Below are 22824 nucleotides of genomic sequence, written 5' to 3'. Positions count from 1 at the left end.
GGGACCTTCACCATGGATTTGTACGAATACCAGGCCAGGCAGCTGCTCGCTGAACATGGCATCTCCCAACCCAGGGCCGTCTATGCCTCAACCGCAGAAGAGGCCGGCCAGGCAGCCGACGTCATCGGCTACCCCTGCATGATCAAGGGCCAGGCCACCATTGGCCATAGGGGACAGGCCGGAGCCGTCAAGCGAGCCGAGAATCACGATCAGGCCGTAGCCTTGGCCGAGGCCATCCTGCCCATGAACATCGACGGCCATGCAGTCAGCGGGATCCTGGTCACCGAGGCCCGCAACATCCTACACGAGTACTACCTGTCCATCTCAGTGGACCGCACCTCCCGGGACTACGATGTCCTGGCAACGGCCAGCGGCGGCACCGAGGTGGAGACCATCGCCCGCGAACATCCCGAATCAGTCCGGCGCCTGCACATCGGCCCCCTGGAGGATTTCGACAGGCAGGCCGCCCGCACCATGGCCGAGCGCATCGGCTTCTACCATGCCGATCTGGAGCAGGCCGCGCAGATACTTCTGGGCATGTGGCACACCTTCCAGGACAGTGACGCAACCCTGGTCGAGATCAACCCCCTGGCCAAGGTGGGCGACCCGGACGACGAGGCCACCAAGCACCTGGATGCCCTCGATGCCAAGATCTCCCTGGACGGGAACGCAGCCTTCCGGCACGACGGCTGGAAGCGGTTCACGGACCCAGCCCAGGTCGACCCTCTGGAGGCCAAGGCCAAGGCTGCAGGCTTGCACTATGTCCATCTGAACGGTCAGGTGGGCGTCATCGGCAACGGCGCAGGATTGGTCATGAGTTCCTTGGATGCGGTGGCCGGGTCAGGACACCGCCAGGGCCTTCCCATCGGACCCGCGAACTTCCTCGACATCGGCGGCGGAGCCTCTCCTGAAGTCATGCGTACCAGCCTGGACGTGGTCCTCTCCGACCCCAAGGTCCGTTCGGTCATGGTCAATGTCTATGGAGGCATCACCTCCTGCCAGCAGGTGGCCCAGGGCATCCTGGCCGCCGTGGATGCTGAGGGTGAGCAGGACCAGAACGACGACCGGCCCATCGTGGTCCGCTTCGACGGCAATGAGGCTGCCGAGGGGCTGGACCTATTAGCCAAGGCCCAACAGCCCCGGCTCAAGGTGGCCCGCACTATGGAGGAGGCGGCAGACCAGGCCGTGGCCCTGGCCGCCCAGGCAGGAAAGGAGACGGGACGATGACCCTCTTCATTGAAGACGGCGCCCCCGTCATGGTCCAGGGCATGACCGGTCACCAGGGCATGGTCCACACGGCCCACATGATGGCGGCCGGCACCAACATCCTGGCAGGAGTCAACGCCCGCAAGGCCGGAATGACGGTCGACTTCGACGGCCCGGACGGCCAGACCCGTCATGTGCCGGTATACGCCGACTGCGCAGCCGCCCGTCAGGCGACGGGAGCCCGTACCTCTGTGGTCTTCGTCCCGCCCAGGTTCGCCAAGGATGCCATGGTCGAAGCCATCGAGGCCGGTATCACCCTGATTGTGGTCATCACCGAGGGCATTCCCGTGGCCGATACCGCATACTGCGTGGCCCTGGCCAGGGAACGCGGTTGCCGCATCGTCGGCCCCAACTGCCCAGGACTGATGACCATGTCCGACCGACCCAACGGCGTCGGCGTAGACCTGGGCATCATCCCTCAAGGTATCGCCGGTCGCGGCCCGCTGGGACTGGTCTCCAAGTCCGGCACCTTGACCTATCAGCTCATGGGGGAGTTGTCCTCCATCGGCTTCACCGCCTGCCTGGGCATCGGCGGCGACCCCATCGTGGGCACCACCATGCTGGAGGCCCTGCAAGCCTTCAACCGCGATCCTGAGACCAAGGCCTGCGTCATGATCGGCGAAATCGGCGGCTCGGCTGAACAGGAGGCCGCCCACTGGGCCTCCACCCACATGACCAAGCCCATCGTGGCCTATATCGCCGGCTTCACCGCCCCAGAAGGCAAGCAGATGGGCCACGCCGGAGCCATCATCTCGGGCGGCAAGGGCACGGCCGCCGACAAGAAGGAAGTGCTTGAGTCCGTCGGCATCAAGGTGGGCACCACACCCGGCGAGACGGCCCGCCTGACCCGCGACCTGCTACGGGAGCATGCCATCATATGACCGACAGGGTGAAAGTGTGGCTCCGGGGGGCCCTAGAGGCCTTCCTAGCCATACTTATCTACACTGTCGCCCTCGGCGCCTGCATGGCCCTGCTCCTGCTCATCATTTCCATTGAGGAGGGCGGGCCATCACTGTCCATGGCCACTGTGGCCCTGACAGAAACCATCACCCTGCTCACCCAGGGCTGTGGATTCACGGCCGGGGCCTTGACCCTGACCATCATCCCCCTGCTGCTGACCGGTCTGCTGATTTGGATGATTCGCTCCCTGGTCAGCCGGCTGGGCATGTCCGTCGGTGGGTGCATTGCCGGCCTGGTCGTTTGGGTGCTGTGCAGCCTCATCCTCATGCAGGGCAGCCAGACCGTCCAGGTGGACACCACCCCGGTCATTCTTTTGCGGACCAGCCTGGTCTTCCTATTGGGTTACGGCTGGGCCTGGGTCCGCTCTGAACCCTTCCGCCAGGCTTTCACCAAACGAATCAAAGAGGCCGTGCCTGTTCAGGTTCGCAGGACCATTCGGCTTGGACTCACGGCCGGATCGATACTCTTGGCCGCCATGCTGACCGCCGGCCTGATCGCCCTGATTGTATGGATCGCCCTCTATCACGGAGACGTGGGCCGTCTGTTCAAACTGACGCGTATGGGCACCGCCTCGGCTGTAACGACCAGTCTGGCCTCCCTTGCCTGGCTGCCCAATCTGATCATCTGGGCTGCCTCCTGGCTCTTCGGAAGCGGTTTCAACATCGGTGGGTTGGCGACCTTCACCCTCTGGTCCGGACACGCCTCAAGTCTGCCCTCGCTGCCCCTCTTCGGGCTGTTCCCAGAACCGGTCTCCCGGCAGGAGGTTCGTCTGCTGCTGCTCAACCTGCCTCTGCTGGCCGGAGTGGTTGCGGGCATTCTGCTGCTCACCGGACCATGGGGTGTCAGAATTCACGCCGCTGTGCGCCAAGCGGGACTGAAATCCCGAGATACCGCAGTCTGCTTCCTGATGGTAACCTTGGCCATGGCCCTGACCTGGCTGGTCACCCTGCTCGGTCTTGCCCTGCTTTTCCAACTCTCCAACGGGGCCCTGGGCCGCCAGCGACTTGCCGGAGTGGGCGTACCCATAGCCTCCTCCCTGCGCATGATCGGGACCTCCCTGGGGGTCGGCCTGCTGGGAGTATGGCTGTTGGTACTCGTCATTGCCGCCCTGGTCATCATCAAGGACATCCTGATTGACTATCTGCGTCAGGCAGACACCAAGAAAACTTCCGCCAAGGCGGAAAACAAGGAAAAACACAACCAATCACGCGGTCAGGGGAGAAAGGAGTCCAAGGCAACCGACCGAGCAGACACACCACGACAGGTCTCGTCCACCCGCAGACCAGGCAAGTAGGTCCGAAGGTGGCGGGGCGCCTCGGCATTCAAGCATAGGAGTAGGAGTTTCCATGGTCACCACGAATCGAACCATCAACCGAGCACTGGTCTCGGTCTACCACAAGCAGGGTCTTGAGGCCCTGGCATCGGCCTTCCGCCAGGCAGGCACCGAGGTCGTCTCCACCGGCAGCACCGCAAAGAAGCTGCAGGATCTGGGCGTCCAGGTCACCCCGGTGGAAAAGGTCACCGGTTTTCCCGAGAGTCTTGACGGCCGGGTCAAAACCCTGGATCCGCATATCCACGCCGGGCTGCTGGCCGACATGACCAATCCCGACCATGTCCAGCAACTCAAGGACTTGGGCATAGCCCCCTTCGACCTGGTGGTGGTCAACCTCTACCCCTTCGAACAGACCGTCCTCGAGGGCGCCGATGCTAACCAGTGCCTGGAGCGCATCGACATCGGCGGCCCTGCCATGATCCGGGCCGCCGCCAAGAACCATGCCAGCGTGGCTGTGATCACCGACCCTGACGACTATGCCCTGGCCGCTGATCGCATCGCCTCCGGCACCGGTTTCAGCCTGGCCGAACGCGGACGTCTGGCTGCCAAAGCCTTCGCCCTGACCGCCTCCTATGACGCGGCCATCGCCGAGTGGACAGCACGTACATGGGTTGACGACAAGCAGGACAAGGCCGAGGATCAGAAGCCAGCCCAGGTGCTGACTCGCACCTGGCGTCTGGCCAGCCAACTGCGCTACGGGGAGAACCCCCACCAGAAGGCCGCCCTCTACCTGGACCCGTTGGATCGTGATGGCTTCGCCGCTGCAGAGCACCTGGGTGGGGCCAAGGAAATGAGCTACAACAACTACGTGGATGCGGATTCCGCCTGGCGCTCGGTCTGGGACTTCCCCGACCTGCCCGCAGTGGCCGTGGTCAAGCACTCCAACCCCTGCGGTCTGGCCGTGGGGGAGGACATCGCCCAGGCCCACCGCCGCGCCCACGCCTGCGATCCCATGAGCGCCTATGGCGGGGTCATCGCCGCCAACCGCACGGTCACCCTGACCATGGCCCAGCAGATCAAGCCGGTCTTCACCGAGGTGATTGTGGCTCCAAGCTATGAGCCCGAGGCACTGGACCTACTGCGGACCAAGAAGAACCTGCGCATCCTGTCTGTGCAACGCCGTCCGCGTCAGCGCCCGATCATCCGTCAAATCGACGGGGGAGCCTTGGTACAGACGCCCGACCTGATCGACGCCCCGGGGGACAATCCCTCCACCTGGCGTCTGGTCTCCGGCAACCCAGCCGACCAGGCAACCATGGATGATCTGACCTTCGCCTGGCGGGCCATCCGCTCGGTCAAGTCCAACGCGGTGCTCCTGGCCAACCAGGGAGCCACCGTGGGTATCGGCATGGGCCAGGTCAACAGGGTGGACTCCAGCCACCTGGCAGTCGAGCGGGCCAACACCCTGGACGAGGGCCGTAACCGCGCCAAGGGCTCAGTGGCCGCATCCGATGCCTTCTTCCCCTTCGCAGATGGTCTGGAATATCTGATCCAGGCCGGCATCAGGGCCGTGGTGCAGCCGGGAGGCTCCATCCGTGATCCAGAGGTGATCAAGGCCGCCCAGGATGCCGATCTGACCATGTATCTGACCGGGACACGCCACTTCTTCCACTGATAAAACCGGACCCTGCGGTCAAATGTCGCCCTGCGGCAAATTCTCTGACCGCAGGGTCCAATGCGGTGATATGCTGAATGAACTGACCAGCGATGATGCTGACTAGGTACCCATAATTCGAAGGAGATATTGTGACCTATCAGACAGTCAATCCTTTTAACAACCAACTGATCAAGACCTATCCAGATGCCACCGATGAAGACCTGGAGAACGCCCTGGCCCGTGGCCATGACCTCTACAAGACCTGGCGCAAGCAGGAGGGCCCCGGTGACCGTCCCGCACAACTGCGTCAGGTCGCCAAGCTCTTCCGTCAGAACGAGGACACCCTGGCAGCCAACCTGACCCTAGACATGGGCAAGCTGGTGGGCGAGGCCCGCGCCGAGGTGGAGCTGTGCGCAGACATCGCCGACTACTTCGCCGACCACGCCGAGGAGCTGCTGGCTCCCGTCCCCCTGGACAACCCCGCTGGCAAGGCCTACTACGTCAAGCAGGCCACCGGCATCGTGTTCATGGTTGAACCTTGGAACTTCCCCTACTACCAGATCATGCGCGTGTTCGCCCCCAACTTCATTCTGGGCAACCCCATGATCCTCAAGCACGCCTCCAACGTGCCGGGCTCGGCTGTGGCCTTCGAACAGACCGTAAAAGAAGCAGGAGCCCCCGAGGGCAGCCTGACCAACCTCTTTGTCAACTATGACCAGGTGGACCGTGCCATCGCCGATCCCCGCGTCTCTGGCGTGGCCCTGACCGGGTCGGAGCGCGGCGGCGCTTCTGTAGCCAAGTCGGCGGGAGCCAACCTGAAGAAGTCCTCCATGGAGCTGGGCGGCAACGACGTCTTCATCGTCCTGGATGATGCTGACTGGGATCTGCTCAAGAAGGTGGCCCCGGGCGCCAGGCTGACGAACGCCGGCCAGGTCTGCACCTCCTCCAAGCGTTTCATCGTCACGGAGAATCGCTACGATGACTTCGTTTCGCTCATCGTCGATGCTTTCTCGCACGCGGTTCTGGGCGATCCCAGCAACCCAGAAACCACGCTGGCCCCCATGTGCATGGTCTCCGCCCGCGACAACCTGGCCAAGCAGGTCGAAAGCGCTGTGGCCGGTGGAGCCAAGGTCGCCTACGGCAACAAGCCATACGATTCGCCGGGGGCCTTCTTCACCCCGACGGTTCTGACGGACATCGACCGTAACAACCCCGTCTACAACCAGGAGATGTTCGGCCCTGTGGCCTCCATATACAAGGTGGCCAACGAGGATGAGGCCATTGAACTGGCCAACGACTCCAGCTACGGCCTGGGCGGTGTGGTCTTCTCCTCGGATACCGACCATGCGGATGCCCTAGCCCGTCGCATCGAGACCGGCATGACCTTCATCAACGGCGGATGGGTGACCATGCCTGAACTGCCCTTCGGCGGCATCAAGAACTCCGGCTACGGCCGCGAGCTCTACAGCCTGGGCTTCGACACCTTCGCCAACGAGCATCTGATCTTCCAGCACAAGAACTGATCGGACTGCTCCGGCTCCTTGTTGAAACAGCGACCGTGCCATCATCGTCCAAGGGCGATGGCGGCACGGTCGCTTTGCGTCAACAGCACTGGTAGGCTCGAACCGACAGAGCATGTGCGGAAGGCAGGAGAACATGGCAGACGTGGCTAAGACCGAAAACCCGAACCCCAAGCCCCCGCAACCGCCTAAGACTTCAGGTCGAGGCCACCCCTTCGTCTCGGAGGCTCAGGAGGGTCGTCCTATCTGCGAGGCCATCATCTTTCTCGTGGTGCTTGTCGCCGCGCTCGTGGCCTTCTGCGGATACACATGGGCCGCGACCGGACTGGTGTCCGTCGCGGCCCTGGTTTGCGGCGCCCTGCGTCTGATCCTCAAGGAACGCAGCCCCTGGAAGGTGCGGTCAGTGCCCTTCGATGCCTTCATCAGCATCGCCCTGGGCATTGGCCTGCTGGTCACCTACACCAGCATTCAGCTGATGCTGTGACCTCTTTTTGACTTTTCAGCCTTCAGTAGGCTTGTCTTCGGGTTGATTGTCACCGTCTTCGTTTTCAGAAGCAGTGTGAAGAGGCTCGACCTGCAGGTCAGGAATGGTTCCTGCCTCAGCAGGGGCAACAGTGTCCTCTCCAGCATCGGTATTCTGACCTGCATCGGAATCGGATAGAGACGATACATCGACGGTCTGAGCATTGGTGTCTGCAGGGGCGACCTTGTCAGTTGTATCAGCAACAGGGGTTTGAACCGGAGCGGGTGATGCCTGGGCCGATTGATCCTGAGCCTGGGCACCGGCAGGAGCAAAGGCTTCAGCCTGAGCATCAGGGCCCACCTGAGCCTGGGCACCGGGGGCAAAAGCATCAGCTTGTGCTTGTGCCTGAGCATCTGCATCCACCTGTGCAACACGCTGCGCATCAGTGGCAGCGCCCATGGCACGCATGGCCATGTTGTCGGTGATGATGCTGGTCATGATGATGACCAGGGCCACCAGAGAGGCAGCCAGCAGCGGGCAGATCCAGAAGAGCCAGAGCTGGGAGATCGGGCTGACGGCCATGTGCTTGGACTGGGCGAAGATGGCGATACCGGTGGAGCGAGCCGGGTTCAGTCCCGAGCAGGTGATGGGGTAGGTGACCAGCACGCCGACGCCATAGGCTAGCCCGGTGTAGAGAGCATGGTTGCGGCGGGCACGTCCGTCAGAGCGCAGGGTGGTGATGGCCGCAGCCACTACGATCATGCAGCCGATCAGCTCAACCACGATGGCCATGGGCGCCCCGAAGGCGATGTGCTGCTGACCCAGGGTGGCCGCAGCGGGCGAGCCGCCGGAAAAACCGTTCACCGAGAACATGAGCCAGGTCCTGTCCGGCACGGACTTACTGACCGGCACAAGGGCAACGGCGAGTGCACCGGCGCCAATAGCGCCGATCACCTGGGCGACGATGTAGATCAGACCATCCACCATGCTGATCTGCGAGGTGAACATGGCCGCCACGGTCACGGCGGGGTTGAAGTGTCCGCCGGAGACGCCGCCCAACATGGCCGTCACGACCAGGTAGGTCAGGGCGGTTCCCAGGACCGGCAGCACCACACTGGGCTGGCCCATGACCAGCTGGCCGAAGCTGTAGGACAGGTAGATGACCGCGCAGATCAGGAAGGTGCCCGCCAGCTCGGCGGCGGCACGAATCCAACGAACATCACGGGGCCTGATCCGCCTGCGGACGGGCTTTGCGGCAACCTGCCCGTCGGCCTGTTCGAGGACCGGCTCAGCACTTGCTTCCATAGTCATGTTCCCCACCTTGCAATCCCTTCGACGACAATGAACAACAACAGCTTCCAGCTTAGGGCAAGCCAACAACACTTCCCTAGGCTCCGATATAGTATGATATGACCTTTTGGCGGCTGCGGTCGCCCGGAACGTTAACCGTTACATATCTATCAGGCCACGTTGGGAGAACGATGCCACATCCATACACACAGGCGATCAGAGCGCACGAACAGGGGGAGGAAGGCATCCGCCTCCAAAAGGTGCTGGCCCAGGCCGGATTCGGCTCTCGTCGCAAATGCGAGCAGATCATCACCCAGGGCAGGGTCGAGGTCGACGGCGAGCTGGTCACCACCTTGGGCAGCCGGGTGGACCCATCCCACCAGCAGATCCGCGTTGATGGATCGCGCATCCATCTGAACGACAAGCATGTCACCCTTGCCCTGAACAAGCCGCGCAAGGTCCTTTCGACCATGGACGACCCCAAGGGTCGGTTCACTCTGCGTGACATCATCGGGGACCGCTACGAGCGGGTCTTCCACATGGGCAGGCTGGACTATGACTCCGAGGGCCTGATCCTCATGACCGACGACGGGGAGCTGGCCCAGCACGTCATGCACCCGCGCTACGAGGTGGAGAAGACCTATATCGCCACGCTCAGCGGCCACATCGGCGGCAATGTCTGCCGGAGGTTGGTCACCCAGGGTGTGGAGCTGGACGACGGCCTGATCCGCCTGGACCATTGCGCCATCATCGACCACAACCGCGAGCACACCATCGTCAAGGTGGTTCTGCATTCGGGCAAGAACCGGATAGTCCGGCGCATCTTCGGTGCCATCGGCTACCCGGTGACCCGGCTGGTGCGCACCCAGATCGGCCCCATCCGGCTGGGCGAGATTCGTCCTGGCTCCTATCGGGTGCTCTCCGCCGCCGAGATCAAGGCCTTGGATAAGGAGGTCGGACTGTGATCACCGTCGCCATCGATGGCCCTGCGGGAGTGGGCAAGTCATCCACTTCACAGGCCCTGGCCAAGCATTTCGGCCTGGCCTACCTGGACACGGGCGCCATGTACCGGGCGGTCGCCCTATGGTGCATGGACCGCGGGCTGGACCTGGACGCGGACCAGCCTGACCAGGAGGCAATCACCGAGGCCGTGGCCGACTCCATCACCGGAGGACATCTAGTTATGGGGCTCGACCCCGAGCATCCCACAGTCAGCCTGGACGGTCGTGACGTGGATGAAGAGATACGCTCTACCAGGGTCTCCGAGCATGTTTCCGTGGTCTCTTCGATTCCGGCCGTGCGCCGGGTTCTGATAGCTGCCCAGCGGGCCATCATGGCCGACCAGGAGCGAGGCGTGGTGGCCGAAGGACGGGACATCACCACCGTGGTGGCCCCGGATGCCCAGGTCCGTGTGTTGTTGACAGCCCGTGAGGAGGTCCGCCAGGCCCGCCGAAGCGGCCAGGCCCAGGCTGGATCAGCCGGCGCCGAGGATCTGGCTGCCCGGGATGCCCGGGATTCCAAGGTCACCTCTTTCATGAGCGCCGCGGACGGGGTGACCACCGTGGACAACTCCGATCTGACCTTCGAGCAAACCTTGCAGATCCTGATCGATCTGGTCTCCTCGGCCATGGAGGAGGACTCCTACGACGAGTACGCCCGCAACCTGGACGACTATGAGCTGGATGAAGAGGACCGTGCTCTGCTGGAGGGCGGCTCAGAGAGCCAGGATGACCAAAACCAAGGACCCAAGGCCGTGGGCGTGCTGGCCGTGGTGGGAAGGCCCAACGTGGGCAAGTCTACCCTGGTCAACAGGATTCTCGGCCGCCGTGCTGCCGTAGTCGAAGACACCCCTGGCGTGACTCGGGATCGTGTCAGCTACGAGGCTGAATGGGCCGGCACCCAATTCAAGCTGGTGGACACCGGCGGCTGGGAAAGCGATGTGGAGGGCATCGAATCCGCCATCGCCTCCCAGGCGCAGGTCGCCGTATCCCTGGCTGATGCCGTCATTCTGGTTGTGGATGGCCAGGTTGGGCTGACCGCCAGCGACGAGCGGATCGTCACCATGCTGCGAGCCGCCGGCAAGCCGGTCGTGCTGGCCGTCAACAAGCTGGATGACCGTATGGCCGACTACACCGCCTCCGAATTCTGGAAGCTGGGCCTGGGCGAACCCTATGCCATCTCCGCCATGCACGGCCGGGGGATAGGTGACCTGCTGGACGCAGCGCTGGAACAGCTCAGCAAGGCTGAGAAGACCTCGGGCTTCCTTACTCCGGAAGGCCTGCGCCGGGTGGCCCTGGTCGGGCGGCCCAACGTGGGCAAGTCCTCCCTGCTCAACCAGCTGGCCCACGAGGAGCGGGCCGTGGTTCACGATGTAGCGGGCACCACCCGTGATCCGGTCGACGAAGTGGTACAGGTAGACGGCGAGGACTGGCTCTTCATCGACACCGCCGGCATCAAGCGTCGCCTGCACAAGATCTCGGGGGCCGAGTACTACTCCAGTCTGCGCACCCAGGCGGCCATCGAACGCTCGGAACTGGCGCTGATTCTCTTCGATGCCTCCCAGCCCATCGCCGACCAGGACCTGAAGGTCATGAGCCAAGCCGTGGATGCCGGCCGGGCCATCGTCCTGGTCTTCAACAAGTGGGATCTGCTGGACGACTTCGGCCGTCAGCGTCTCGAGCGGCTCTGGCAGACCGAGTTCGACCGGGTCACCTGGGCCGAGCGGGTCAACCTGTCTGCCAAGACCGGCTGGCACACCAACCGGCTGGCCAGGGCCATGCGCACAGCTCTGGAATCGTGGGACAAGCGCATACCGACCGGCAAGCTCAACTCCTTCCTGGGCAAGGTTCAGGCTGCCCACCCGCATCCGCTGCGGGGCGGCAAGCAGCCAAGGATTCTCTTCGCCACCCAGGCCTCCACCAGGCCACCGCGTTTCGTGATCTTCGCCACCGGCTTCCTGGAGCACGGCTACCGCCGCTATCTGGAACGCTGCCTGCGTGAGGAATTCGGCTTCGAGGGCACCCCCATCCAGATCTCCGTGCATATCCGCGAAAAGAAGAAGCGCAAATGAAGATGGTCCCTGGCCCGGCGCTTAAGTCGGCCCAGGGACCTTGCCTTCTCGACTAGACGGCCTTGTCTACAAATCCTTGTAGAAGGAACTGTGTTTCTGGACATTTGTTGTATTTAGGGGACCTCCAAATCCTTCCAAAGGATTCAGATAGTCCCCATTACGTATATGCAGATCTGTTATTTGCAGTCTCCTTCAAACCACTCATTGCATATAAGTACTAGCGGTGGTACACCGGTCCGCCCTGCCCGGCATACTTTCTGCCAGCGTATGAACCATAGGCACATATGAGTACAAGGACGATTGCCAGAGCGGTTCCGCAGGTCCAGTAGAGTCTGACTCCGCTATAAGCCAGGGCAGACAGGATCATGACCACGCCCAGAATCATGAAGAGCACCCCGCCAAACTGCTGACAACGGCGCCAAGCCTCGCGGCTGGCGTAGGCACCTGGCACTCGAAAACCGCTGATGCCGTTGGGTCTGGTTTTAGGAGCAAGATTGCCGATGACTATGAGAGTCAGACCGGTCAAAAGCATGGCGACCTTATCAATGCCGAAATCCGTCGGCCACCATCCCCAATGAGGATCAGCAACAGCTAATTCGAACAGATCTAAAACCGCAAAAATAATCTGCATGCATAGACCACCCAGCAGAAAAACGGTCAAGGTATGTCCCGCTTCATCACCACGTTTAATCAAATATGCGCGCAGGACGAGCATGAGAATGGTCCAAATCAGCGCAATGACCAGACAGAAGCAGGGTATCCAAATCAGCTCCTGGGGAGAGCCCCAGCGATCCACCTGGTTCTGAGCGTTCCAATGAAGCGGGACGTTTTCATTCGGCAGACGATTGACCACTATGCGGCTTACGCCCAGCATGATTATCCCCGGCAACCACTGAGCCGCGACAAGGGTCGGGACGAACCGACCCGCTTTGCTGCCATCCGCCATGAGAGTCTCCTTAGGACTCGGAAACCGCCGTCGAACCAGTTTCCTTGCTCACAGTCTGAGGCTCAGACACACTTCGCTTGTCGCTGGCGCTGGTCCGCAGGCGGTAGAGCCACTGAATAGTGCTGTCCAACACGCTCAGATTGAGTTCGTAGATGACCCTGGTGCCCTGCTTGTGGCCGACAATCAGGTCTGCTTCTTTCAACTTCCGCAGATGATAGGACAGCTTGGATGGCGTCATTCCCAGCTTTTCGGCCAGGCGTCCAGCCTCCATGCCGCCCTGCTCCAAAAGATCCAGCACACGACGACGCAGGGGATCAGCCAGAGCCGCTGTTGTTTCTTGAATAGCCATAAGACTCCTTTTTCGATGATTTTCTCTAGTATTTGCATGCTAACATTGTTTCAACCAATATTGTATATATTCTTCAACTTTTATGTGCTTTTCGCTCGCTGAGCGCAAAATAATTGACAATCGCTGAGATTAATAGCTTGCATGGCAATATTAAACTGTTGAACATACCTACTTTTCTGAAGCCAAGGCTGATCGGGGAGAACATTGGCTCAAAACCGGTGAGCCAGACCTGATCCGAGATCATGCTACTATAAATAACTTCGACGAAAAGGAGAACTTGCGGCGTGGGCGAAAATAGAACAAAAGTCAACATTGGCAAGGCCGCCATCTTCGATCTCGATGGCACTCTTCTGGATTCCATGGGAGTCTGGAAGGACATCGACCAACGATTCTTTGCTCGCCGCAACATTTCCATGCCAGCCGATTACGCCTCTGCAGTGGCCTCCATGCAGACCGGCGCCATCGCCAGGTACACCATCGATCGCTTCCACCTTGACGAGCAGCCAGAGGACCTTGTGGAGGAGTGGAACCAGGACGCGCTCCTGCTCTACGCCACGGCTGTGCAGCCCAAGCCGCATGCACTCGATTACCTGCAGGCGCTAAAAGCAAGCGGAGCCGCCCTGGCTGTGGCAACCAGCCTCCCTCCGCGCCTGCGACAGGCTGCTCTGAAGCACGCTGGCATGACCGATTGTTTCGACCAGGTCTGCAGCGTGGATGATGCCAAAAGCATTGGCAAGGAGGAGCCGGAAATCTACCTGTTGGCTTCACGGATGCTGGGCGTCGCGCCTAACCGTTGCACAGTGTTCGAGGATCTTCTGGTCGCCGTCGATTCGGCCAAACGCGCTGGGATGAAGGTCTGGGCCATGTACGACCAGTCTTCGGCCAAGGATTGGGATGCCATCCGCTCTGAGGCTGATGGCGCTATCACTGACTTCGCCCAGGCGCCTGCCATTCTCTGACTCGCTCCGCACCGGCTTGAGCCAGCTGTTACCATGAAAAGCGTCAAATAGTTTGGTGGAGGCGTTATGGGCAATGCAGGCAGGATAAATGCCGGTTGCTCAAAGTGGCTGTATTCACGTTTGCTCGCTCGCCTGGGATTGCAGAATTGGTGGCCGGCAGAGACCGACTTCGAGATGATGATCGGAGCGGTGCTGGTCCAGCATACAGCCTGGGGAAACGCGGCCATGTCCATCGAGCAGCTGCGCAAAGCCGATCTGCTCAACCCCTGCAACATGGCCGATGTCGACCTGACAAGGCTGACAAACTTGATCAGATCAAGCGGCTTCATGAAGGCCAAGGCACGTACCTGCAAAGCCCTGGCTCAGTGGCTGCTGGCTCACGGCATCCGCACGGCCGATGTTGAGGACTGCGCGGATGAAGGCCTGCGTGACGACCTGCTCACCATTGCCGGGGTTGGACGCGAAACGGCGGATGTCATACGGCTTTATGCCTTCGGCCAGCGCTGCTTTATCTGGGATGCCTATGCACGCCGGATGCTGGACGGTCTGGGATGGGCCTCCCTGCGGTCATACCAAGAGGGCGAAGAGTACGAGGCGGATTTTATTCAGGTTGATCAATGGCCGCTCAACGACCTGCGCGAATACCACGGGCTGATCGTTCAAGCGGGCAAAAACCATCGCAACCCCCAGGCCTATGCCGCCTTCCTCAAGGAACTTGGTAGTCCTGAAAGCTCTTCCAAGTGAGTTGATCCCTTGTGGTTCGGCCGAGTCACAAGGCATATGACGGTACACCTATACGCCACCTCTATACGGCACCTATATATGGTTGCATCTTATGACCGTGTTCCCGCGTAACAATCTTGATCTTGTCCGCACCTCTGCAAATCGCGCACAATAAGGCATCGACTTGACTTCAAGCGGATTGAACTCCGTAGACTATGTTTCATCCGCATACTTGGCAGGCAAATACGCCAGGTAGTGAAGAATGGGGAGCAAGAGCATGAAGGCAGCAAAGTTTGTAAAGCCGGGCCGCATCGAGCTGGAGGAAGCGCCGATGCCGACCATCGAAAAGCCCGGAGACGCCGTGATTCGGGTCATTCGAGCCTGCGTGTGCGGATCCGACCTGTGGTGGTACCGGGGGATTTCCTCAATGCCCGCAGGCAGTCACGTAGGGCACGAGGCCATCGGCCTGGTCGAAAAGGTGGGCTCGGATGTCACTCATGTCAAACCTGGTGACTTCGTCATAGCACCCTTCACTCATGGTTGTGGACACTGCGCGGCCTGCAGAGCTGGCTTCGACGGTGACTGCCTTGATCCAGACAGGCGGGGGAGCGGCGGCTATCAGAGCGAGTATCTGCGATTCACCAACGCGGACTGGGCCTTGGTGAAGATTCCAGGCCAGCCTGAGGACTACAGCGACGACATGCTCGACTCCCTACTGACCCTCTCCGACGTGATGGCCACCGGTTATCATGCAGCCGCAACAGCCCAGGTCAAAGAAGGCGACACAGTCGTTGTCATGGGCGATGGGGCGGTGGGTCTGTGCGGAGTCATAGCAGCCAAGCTGCGTGGGGCCGAACGCATCATCGCCATGAGCCGGCATGAGGACCGCCAGAAGCTGGCGCGTGAATTCGGGGCCACTGACATCGTGGCTGAACGCGGCGACGCTGCTGTGGAGCGGGTCATGGCCCTCACCGACGGAGCCGGAGCCGATGCCGTCCTGGAATGCGTGGGCACCGAACTGTCCACCGACACTGCTGTCAGAGCAGCCCGGCCCGGCGCAGTAGTCGGCAGGGTCGGCGTACCGCAGCAGGCTACCATGGACACCTCTAAGCTCTTCTGGCGCAATGTTGGGCTGCGAGGAGGCACGGCCGCAGTCACCACATATGACAGGCATCTGCTGCTTGACCAGGTACTCAAGGGCAGCATCCAGCCAGGCAAGGTCTTCACCCAGCGCTTTGCCTTGGCTCACATCCAGGAAGCCTATGAGGCCATGGACCAGCGCACCGCCATCAAATCCCTAGTGCTTGTTGGCGAATGAGACTGCAGCAGTAATCAGCTGATTCTCGGCGCTGCTGACATTACCGGTGGCGCCGCGTAAGCATGCCTGCCTGAACATACCTCTTATTTCGAAAAAATCAGGGCCGAGTCAGGGATAATTCAGGGTAGATCAGGGTATTTCATCCCTTCTTTCGCTGATATCAATGGAAGTGACTGATGACGACAAGGATGACCGTCATACAGGGTCAAGCGACGAACGCGGGCGATGACATCTGCGAGGCGAATCAGCATTACTGGGCGTAGATGCCTCGGTCTGGAAGGTCGTCGATGATCATCCAAGGGAAAGATGCAACTATGAATAACCCCAACGTAAGCGAAAGCAGAGGCCCGACACCAACGATTGAAGCTACGGGGCTGTCCATGGTGGTCTCCCCGCGCCGTGGCGATTCACTGACCATTCTCAATGACATCGCATTCACTGCCTATCCGGGGGAGATGACCGGCATCATAGGGCCGTCAGGCAGCGGCAAATCGACGCTGCTGTACTGCCTGGCTGGACTGGAGAAGGCCACTAGCGGCACTGTGCTTCTGCTGGGCAAGGACATAACCCGTCTGGGGCTGTCGGCCATGACCAAGTTCAGACGCCAGCATCTAGGCTTCGTATTCCAGTCCTACAACCTGATCACCAGCATGACAGTCGAACAGAATCTGGCTCTGCCATTCACCCTTCGTGGATCCCGCTTTCCCAGAAAGACGGCGGATTCCCTCTTGAAGTACTTTGGCCTGATCGATCAGAAAAAGAAAAGCGTCACCCTGCTGTCAGGCGGCGAGCAGCAACGTGTTGCCCTGGCCCGGGTCCTGTTATCCGACGTAGACGTGGTATTCGCAGACGAGCCGACTGGCGCCCTGGATCAGGAATCCGGAGAAAAGGTCATATCGGTGCTGAAGGACCTTGCCAACCACGAGAAGAAAACCATCGTACTGGTGACGCATAACAATGAGGTGGCAGGTCAGTGCGATCGGCTGTTTGCCGTGCGCGATGGCCGTATCAGCCAGTCATTCTCTGCGAAAGCACCCATGGCATGAGAGGCGCTCTGTCCGAACTCAAAGCAGCGCCCATGGTCTGGAGCGCCGTCTTGCTGGCCATGGTCGTATCCCAGACTGTCATCTGCTCCCTCATCGCGGTCGCCGCAATCATTGATCAGGACTATCAAGGTCCGGAGCAGGAACTTGGATCCTCATACACTGGTCCCGCCTTAGCCTTCAGCGTGATCATCACCGTAGCTGTGCTGCTATGGGTCATGAACTCAGCACTGAATCAACGACGGCATCAACTGGCGCTCATGGTTTTGCAAGGCGCTCTGCCTTGGCAACTGCTGGCCTGGAATCTGCTGATTGTCATGGGATTATGCATCCTGTCTATTGCAGCCACCTGCCTTTTGCTGCCAGTGATTACACCCTTGATCTTCGCCATGGTGACAAATCCGCTCAATTTGCATTTGACATATGCCAGCAGCCACCTGTTCAATTCGCTGGGCAAGGGCCTCGCTTTCAGCGCTGCGCCCATCTTCATAAGCACCCTGTTGACTATCCGTTCGCTCTCGAAAATACGACCAATTGAAGCCCTCAGGCAATCCCAGAACCCGCCAAAGCGGATAGGCGTCTTCCGCTTCCTCCTGGGAATCGTATGCTTGATTGGCGCGGGCTGTATGTTGCTGATTCCAGCTTTTGCACTTGCAACTAACCCTCCTGCAAGTCAGATGAGCAGCAATGCCGCTGCGGATCGGATGACGGTATTTCTCGCCTTCGCCATGGGCGGCATGTTCCTCCTGATATTCTCGCTGGCAGCTTTCGCACCATACTTCCTACCCGGCTTCACGGCGATATGGACGCGTATTGTGGCGTTGCCATCCAGAACCTGGAGGCTGGCAGGCCAGCAGGCTGTCGGCAGCATACAGCGCCAGGGAGCGGCGATCATCCCGATGACTGCAGGTCTGTCATTGCTGATGACCGTCGGCGGAGGGTTGAGCACGATGATCACCACCATGCAAGTCGCTTTGCCCCCCACACCAGACAGCACTGTTCCGGCGACCGCAGACATGTTTGCGAGTCTCCTGGCGCTCACTGGACCGCCACTGATCATCGCGATAACAGGTGCAATTGCAGGCACCTTGATCACTTCCAAAGGCAGAGGACTTGATCTGGCGCTGACCTACGTATCAGGTGCCGGAATCGGCCAGCTCAGAGTATTGGGCGCACTTGACGGCATCATCACTATGATTACCAGCACACTGTTCTCCCTGGTCATCACCTTGCTCTGCACCTCATCCCTGACCTTCATGCTCTCGCGCTTCATGGGCAAATCACAGATGAGCGTGCAATGGGGCGCTTGGATCGTAGTGGTGCTCATCGCATCCCTGCTTGGTGCCGCAGCCACAGGAATCCAAGCTCTGACCACCAGATTCGAGAACTCTGTCAGCGTCATATCGCATGCCATAGGCGAGTAATAAAGTCCTGCTGTATGCACCCGAATACATATTTGCGCCAATGCAGCCTGCCGACCTCTGCCATTCCTTCATGCCCCTTGTTAAATAAATTAAGTCGGCATATGCAGAGCTCGGCTTGATGAATTTGATTGGTAGGTGCAGCTGTGAGCATTTGATGGCTTTCCGCCAATACAGGTAAACACTGGAGTATGCGATGATTTCCTACACGCGAGCATTTGTAAGGCTCATATAGGGTACAGTCGATGACAAACCGAGACAGGTGACGATGGACCAGTCAAATCTTGTCAACAACAGACAAATGGAGGACCGTCATGGCGCGACCTACCACAAAGGAAGAACTCATCAAGGCGGCTGATGATGGCTTCGACAAGCTGATGGCGTTGCTTGAGCCGCTGATACCCGAAGAACGCAATGGCCGCTTTTCCTTCGACCTGAGCAAGGAGAAGGGGGCCCATTGGGCACGCGACAGGAACATCAAGGACGTGCTCGTCCATCTCTACGAGTGGCATCAGCTGCTGTTGAACTGGGTGGAAGACAACCAGGAGGGCAGGACCCACGACTTTCTTCCGGACGGCTACAACTGGCGCAATTACGGCGAGATGAATGTGAAGCTGCGAGACAAGCATGATGACACCACCTACGATCAGGCCTTGAACCTGTTTATCGAATCCCATAAGAAGGTCATGACCCTGGCGCAATCGTTCACCGACGAGCAGCTATTCACCAAGGGCGCCCTCCCATGGACAGGCAACTCTACCTTGGGCTCTGCCTTCATCTCTTCGACCTCCAGCCATTACGACTGGGCCCTGAAGAAGATACGGAAGTACTTGAAGGGGCGTAAATAACGGCAAAAACTGGAGTATTGTTAATATACCCTAAAAATGAACAAAGCCAACCCTTATTATATTATGGAGCGAGACAACACAAATATGAAGGGAAAAGCATATTCTCTGCAGTTTTTAGGACAGATGCTATTTGAGAATGTGTATTTCCGCAGAATCTGCCTTTGTTCTCTTTGATGGCCAAACATACCAACCTGATAGTAAATAGATTTAAATTTAGCTATTCAACTTGCGCAGAATTTCGAAAGTGTCAACGGTGTTTCCATACACCTGTTGCAGGCTTTTTCAGTTGTTATTTATAGACCTTATGGGTGACAACCGACAACTTTATTTTCCTTACCAGCATTAGCAGCAAATTTCAGCATGTCTGATGGTCAACGTGTATAAGTCAATGACATAAATAGGTCCTTTTGCCGAATTTAAAATATGAATTAGTGAAACCCGTTCTACATCGAAACGGTTTACGACTCTCTCAAATTGGTTTACAGAGGCTCATAAATAAAATGTTGGGATACGCTTATACCAAGCTACGAAAGTTCTGTATTCTTTTGTGACTAGTGGAGCAGGAACAAGATCAAACCGCGATCAGCCAATAAGACGAACTCATAATTCTCTTAGTTATTTGCGTAACTCCAAAATACAAAGAAGCATGTCGCAGTACAACTTGTTATATACAATTGTATTGATTGAAGAGTTAGCCGATTAGGGGAGGTTGGTAATGACTATACATTTCGAAAGAGGCTCTGAGTGGCGCAAATGGGATCTCCATGTTCACCTTCCTGGAACAAAATTGAATAATGGATACGGTAGCATAAAACAGAACAGCAATGTTTTAGATCGGTTTTGCACAATTCTCCATAATTCTGATGTACAGGCTTTTGGACTGACCGATTACTTCTCCTTAGACACTTTCTTCTTAGCAACGAAGCGCTATAGGTCTTTATTCCCTCAGGACGATAAACTATTTATTCCAAATCTTGAATTACGTTTGACAACGGCAGTTAATCGTTCTGGTGAAGTTATTAATATTCACTTATTGTTCAACCCCAACTTGAAACAAGTAAAAATTAATAATTTCATGCATGCATTACGTACTAGTGAAACTATCGGCCCGGACAGCAGATCTGTTTCTTGCGATGAATTAGATACACCAGAGCAGTTCAAGAAAGCCACCGTCGACAAAAAAGCCATTGAAGCGGCAATAAAAGATACTTTTGGGCCAAATGCACTCGTTCCAGAGCATCGTCAGCAATATTTGTTAGTTGTAGTCTCAGCCAAAGGCGATGGGATCCGGCCAGGAGGTGCCGGAATAGAAAGAAAGAAACTACTCACTGATGAGATAGATAAGTTTTCAGATGCGGTATTTGCAAACGAAAGTTCACGCGACTATTTTCTAGATGTAACTCGCCTCGAAACAGATGAAAAGGTCAAGGCTAAGCCAGTATTCGACGGATCTGACGCACATAATTTTGATGACTTGAATAAACGCCTAGGGAAGAGCATTAACACTGGTGGAGATCATCGAAACGTGCTATGGATCAAGGCAGATCTAACATATAGCGGGTTATTGCAAACACTGGTTGAACCTGAAGATCGAGTAGCACTACAACCAAACGAACCTGATGAAAAACACACTTATCATATTATAGATACAATTACCTTTCCTAGTAATTCTAATTTTCCTGAAAAGATTGTTCTAAACAAAAATCTAAACTCAATTATCGGCAGTCGATCATCAGGCAAGTCAGCATTACTCGCTCATATAGCTTATGCAGTCGATCCAGACTCTACAGTTGCAACTCAACTTAAAGTGTCAAATATACCTGATAAAAATCAAGTGGGACCGGCAGCAGGATATACATGGGATGATGTAAAAAATGATTCATGCCATGTAGAATGGCTGTCTGGTAGTGTAGGTGGTCGCGTGATCTACATTCCGCAGAACGGTCTATACTCGTTAAGTGAGAAACCTAAAGAAATTACTAGTAAGATACGTCCTGTTCTGTTCAACAAATATCCTGAAGTTAAAGCTGCATATGAATACTACGAAACACGAAATAAACAGACGGAAAATATAATCGAAACATCTATAAAATCCTGGTTTTCCAACTCTGAACTAATTAAGCAAGAGGAAAATAATTTACGCAACTGTGGTGATTCGAAAGCAATTTCAAAGGAAATAAGTGAGTTACATAACAAAATAAACTCTATACAAAGTAATGGTTTATCCAGTGATGACCTAAAAATGTTACAAAATATATTAAAGGAGATAGCAGATCTAAAGAGTACTTCAGAGGAGCTGGACAAAAACCGTAAAATACTGATGTCGGTTTTTTCTAAAGGCATCAACAACAATCAGAATGTAGTTCATATACAACCTGGCACTATAGCTGTTCATATCGAAATAGAGCCTGAGCTAACAGACCTTCCCGTTGACTTGGTGAACATAATTACTGACCTTCAAACAAGTACGGCAAAGAAACTTACATCTCAAATTGAGCAGATAATCAATCAGTATGCTTCCAAATTGGAAATTGCCATTCAGGATACAAAATCACAAATTAAATCAATCCAGAAAACAAATTCTAAGCTCATAAACAAAGATAAAGAGAACAAAGAAATATCGAGTATTTCGGAAAAAATAACGACTCTCGAAAAGAATATCAAAAATATTGAAGTCATAGAAGAAAAGATAAAATCGTATTATAATAAAAATGCTGAAAGTATTAAATCGTTAACCCGAGCTTTGGTGACGCGTAGAGAATTAATTTCATCGTTTGAAAGCCAATTTAATTCAGCAGGTAGAGAGTTTGAAGAATTAACTTTTACAGTTGAGAAGGGAATTGATCCCAGTAGCATTGAGCAAGCAAACCGTGAATTTAATAGACGTTCTAATAACGATTATATTCAGCACAGAGGAGATGACATCAATTATATCAAAGCACAAGACGAACCAGAGGCTTTCCTGAAATCACTTTTCAATAACTCACTCGAGGTAAATAAGGGATATGAAAAGGTCAATGCTGCAATAGACGTTTTTAAATTATCAGACGAGATTCGATTCGGGGCTATATTGGACAACGATCATATTGGTGGCTTCGAAAAATCATCAATGACGCCTGGAAAACAAGCGCTGTTTGCATTGACCTTAATTTTGAGCGATTCTGACGAACCATGGCCGCTACTCATTGATCAGCCAGAGGATGATCTTGATAGTAGATCTATCTACAACACAATCGTTCCTTATTTAGTTAAAAGCAAGAAGAAGCGCCAAATAATCATGGTAACGCATAACGCAAATTTGGTGATTGGTGCTGATTCTGAAGAGGTCATCGTGGCAAATCGTGATGGCGAAGACCGCAAAAATGCGAATCACAAACTGTTTTCATATTTGTCTGGTTCACTGGAATACTCAAAACCAAATGACGTAAACTGCCAAACAGTTCTGGAGAAATGTGGCATTAGAGAACACGCGTGTGAAATCCTTGATGGAGGCGCAGAAGCTTTTCAGAAAAGGGAAGAAAAATACAAGCTTATTTGATGCTCTTTTTGATTACATCATTACAAATACCGGCAAAAGAAGGCTTTTACATGTTGTCTTTAGTCGATGTTGGTCTAACTTTTATTATGTTGTCGTTTAGTCATGACACTAACTTGGCTGCATAAGGATTATGCAAGAAATAGCATAAACCATATTCATTTTAAGTCAGATCTTAATAAA

At 56.5% G+C, this 22824-nt stretch carries 18 protein-coding genes; 15 read left to right on the top strand and 3 right to left on the bottom strand.

The annotated features are described in order from the left end of the window. Positions 1 to 12: 12 nt before the first annotated feature. From sucC to H3T92_RS07500, 6 genes are all read left to right on the top strand, one after another. A complete protein-coding gene (gene sucC / locus H3T92_RS07525) occupies positions 13 to 1227 on the top strand; it encodes an ADP-forming succinate--CoA ligase subunit beta (RefSeq protein WP_198189730.1) in 1215 nt (404 codons plus the stop codon). Beyond that, positions 1224 to 2147: a succinate--CoA ligase subunit alpha gene (sucD, locus tag H3T92_RS07520; protein WP_024627740.1), complete on the top strand. Its 924-nt coding sequence runs from the start codon at positions 1224 to 1226 to the stop codon at positions 2145 to 2147. The genes sucC and sucD overlap by 4 nt, the downstream gene beginning before the upstream one ends. Further along, positions 2144 to 3520, top strand: a complete 1377-nt coding sequence (locus H3T92_RS07515; RefSeq protein ID WP_198189729.1) for a cell division protein PerM — start codon at positions 2144 to 2146, stop codon at positions 3518 to 3520. Before sucD ends, H3T92_RS07515 begins: the two co-directional genes overlap by 4 nt. 52 nt (positions 3521 to 3572) lie before the next feature. After that, complete coding sequence (gene purH, locus H3T92_RS07510) at positions 3573 to 5174, top strand: bifunctional phosphoribosylaminoimidazolecarboxamide formyltransferase/IMP cyclohydrolase (protein WP_198189728.1); 1602 nt, start codon at positions 3573 to 3575, stop codon at positions 5172 to 5174. 131 nt (positions 5175 to 5305) lie between these two features. Beyond that, positions 5306 to 6679, top strand: a complete 1374-nt coding sequence (locus H3T92_RS07505) for an NAD-dependent succinate-semialdehyde dehydrogenase (RefSeq protein ID WP_198189727.1) — start codon at positions 5306 to 5308, stop codon at positions 6677 to 6679. A 133-nt stretch (positions 6680 to 6812) separates the two neighbouring features. Beyond that, a complete protein-coding gene (locus tag H3T92_RS07500) occupies positions 6813 to 7160 on the top strand; it encodes a DUF3017 domain-containing protein (protein ID WP_232342016.1) in 348 nt (115 codons plus the stop codon). Positions 7161 to 7175: 15 nt separating this feature from the next. Here the strand turns inward: H3T92_RS07500 and H3T92_RS07495 are convergent, their stop codons facing one another. After that, positions 7176 to 8450, bottom strand: a complete 1275-nt coding sequence (locus H3T92_RS07495; protein ID WP_198189726.1) for an MIP/aquaporin family protein — start codon at positions 8448 to 8450, stop codon at positions 7176 to 7178. A 170-nt stretch (positions 8451 to 8620) separates the two neighbouring features. Between H3T92_RS07495 and H3T92_RS07490 the strand changes: the two genes are divergently transcribed. After that, the gene (locus tag H3T92_RS07490; protein WP_198189725.1) at positions 8621 to 9394 is read left to right on the top strand and encodes a pseudouridine synthase; all 774 of its coding nucleotides are present in this window, start codon (positions 8621 to 8623) and stop codon (positions 9392 to 9394) included. Next, complete coding sequence (gene der, locus H3T92_RS07485) at positions 9391 to 11499, top strand: bifunctional cytidylate kinase/GTPase Der (RefSeq protein WP_198189724.1); 2109 nt, start codon at positions 9391 to 9393, stop codon at positions 11497 to 11499. The genes H3T92_RS07490 and der overlap by 4 nt, the downstream gene beginning before the upstream one ends. Positions 11500 to 11716: 217 nt before the next feature. Here der and H3T92_RS07480 read toward each other — a convergent pair whose 3' ends face one another. Further along, complete coding sequence (locus H3T92_RS07480; RefSeq protein ID WP_198189723.1) at positions 11717 to 12445, bottom strand: SdpI family protein; 729 nt, start codon at positions 12443 to 12445, stop codon at positions 11717 to 11719. A gap of 10 nt (positions 12446 to 12455) precedes the next feature. Next, on the bottom strand, positions 12456 to 12794 hold the full coding sequence (locus H3T92_RS07475; RefSeq protein WP_024627731.1) for a metalloregulator ArsR/SmtB family transcription factor: 339 nt from the start codon (positions 12792 to 12794) through the stop codon (positions 12456 to 12458). A 311-nt stretch (positions 12795 to 13105) separates the two neighbouring features. Here H3T92_RS07475 and H3T92_RS07470 point away from each other — a divergent pair, with 311 nt between their 5' ends. The 7 genes from H3T92_RS07470 (at position 13106) to H3T92_RS07440 (ending at position 22644) form a co-directional block, all read left to right on the top strand. Beyond that, complete coding sequence (locus H3T92_RS07470; RefSeq protein WP_198189741.1) at positions 13106 to 13753, top strand: HAD family hydrolase; 648 nt, start codon at positions 13106 to 13108, stop codon at positions 13751 to 13753. Between the two features lie 174 nt (positions 13754 to 13927). Continuing rightward, the gene (locus H3T92_RS07465; protein ID WP_198189722.1) at positions 13928 to 14497 is read left to right on the top strand and encodes a DNA repair protein; all 570 of its coding nucleotides are present in this window, start codon (positions 13928 to 13930) and stop codon (positions 14495 to 14497) included. A gap of 256 nt (positions 14498 to 14753) precedes the next feature. Then, positions 14754 to 15794, top strand: coding sequence for a zinc-dependent alcohol dehydrogenase family protein (locus H3T92_RS07460; protein ID WP_198189721.1), 1041 nt, complete (start codon positions 14754 to 14756; stop codon positions 15792 to 15794). A 314-nt stretch (positions 15795 to 16108) separates the two neighbouring features. Continuing rightward, a complete protein-coding gene (locus H3T92_RS07455) occupies positions 16109 to 16840 on the top strand; it encodes an ABC transporter ATP-binding protein (protein WP_232342015.1) in 732 nt (243 codons plus the stop codon). Positions 16841 to 16872: 32 nt separating this feature from the next. Further along, positions 16873 to 18261 (top strand): hypothetical protein, encoded by a 1389-nt coding sequence (locus H3T92_RS07450; RefSeq protein ID WP_198189719.1) that lies wholly within the window; start codon positions 16873 to 16875, stop codon positions 18259 to 18261. 311 nt (positions 18262 to 18572) lie between these two features. After that, entirely contained in the window at positions 18573 to 19106 is a 534-nt protein-coding gene (locus tag H3T92_RS07445; protein ID WP_198189718.1) for a ClbS/DfsB family four-helix bundle protein, read from the top strand. Between the two features lie 715 nt (positions 19107 to 19821). Continuing rightward, complete coding sequence (locus tag H3T92_RS07440; protein ID WP_198189717.1) at positions 19822 to 22644, top strand: TrlF family AAA-like ATPase; 2823 nt, start codon at positions 19822 to 19824, stop codon at positions 22642 to 22644. Positions 22645 to 22824 lie beyond the last annotated feature (180 nt).

The organism is Bifidobacterium sp. W8112 (assembly GCF_016101425.1).
GTDB classification, from domain to species: Bacteria; Actinomycetota; Actinomycetes; order Actinomycetales; family Bifidobacteriaceae; genus Bombiscardovia; species Bombiscardovia apousia.
The sequence above is the reverse complement of the archived record's forward strand: the minus strand, read 5'-3'. Positions and strand labels throughout refer to the sequence as shown.

What these genes read in the sequence shown, in the direction of transcription:
- sucC (WP_198189730.1), top strand. Translation starts at nt 13, where the DNA reads ATGGATTTGTACGAATACCAGGCCAGGCAGCTGCTCGCTGAACATGGC.
- H3T92_RS07495 (WP_198189726.1), bottom strand. Translation starts at nt 8,450, where the DNA reads ATGACTATGGAAGCAAGTGCTGAGCCGGTCCTCGAACAGGCCGACGGG.
- H3T92_RS07500 (WP_232342016.1), top strand. Translation starts at nt 6,813, where the DNA reads ATGGCAGACGTGGCTAAGACCGAAAACCCGAACCCCAAGCCCCCGCAA.
- H3T92_RS07455 (WP_232342015.1), top strand. Translation starts at nt 16,109, where the DNA reads ATGAATAACCCCAACGTAAGCGAAAGCAGAGGCCCGACACCAACGATT.
- H3T92_RS07445 (WP_198189718.1), top strand. Translation starts at nt 18,573, where the DNA reads ATGGCGCGACCTACCACAAAGGAAGAACTCATCAAGGCGGCTGATGAT.
- H3T92_RS07460 (WP_198189721.1), top strand. Translation starts at nt 14,754, where the DNA reads ATGAAGGCAGCAAAGTTTGTAAAGCCGGGCCGCATCGAGCTGGAGGAA.
- H3T92_RS07440 (WP_198189717.1), top strand. Translation starts at nt 19,822, where the DNA reads ATGACTATACATTTCGAAAGAGGCTCTGAGTGGCGCAAATGGGATCTC.
- H3T92_RS07465 (WP_198189722.1), top strand. Translation starts at nt 13,928, where the DNA reads ATGATGATCGGAGCGGTGCTGGTCCAGCATACAGCCTGGGGAAACGCG.
- sucD (WP_024627740.1), top strand. Translation starts at nt 1,224, where the DNA reads ATGACCCTCTTCATTGAAGACGGCGCCCCCGTCATGGTCCAGGGCATG.
- H3T92_RS07450 (WP_198189719.1), top strand. Translation starts at nt 16,873, where the DNA reads ATGGTCTGGAGCGCCGTCTTGCTGGCCATGGTCGTATCCCAGACTGTC.
- H3T92_RS07475 (WP_024627731.1), bottom strand. Translation starts at nt 12,794, where the DNA reads ATGGCTATTCAAGAAACAACAGCGGCTCTGGCTGATCCCCTGCGTCGT.
- purH (WP_198189728.1), top strand. Translation starts at nt 3,573, where the DNA reads ATGGTCACCACGAATCGAACCATCAACCGAGCACTGGTCTCGGTCTAC.
- H3T92_RS07480 (WP_198189723.1), bottom strand. Translation starts at nt 12,445, where the DNA reads ATGGCGGATGGCAGCAAAGCGGGTCGGTTCGTCCCGACCCTTGTCGCG.
- H3T92_RS07515 (WP_198189729.1), top strand. Translation starts at nt 2,144, where the DNA reads ATGACCGACAGGGTGAAAGTGTGGCTCCGGGGGGCCCTAGAGGCCTTC.
- H3T92_RS07490 (WP_198189725.1), top strand. Translation starts at nt 8,621, where the DNA reads ATGCCACATCCATACACACAGGCGATCAGAGCGCACGAACAGGGGGAG.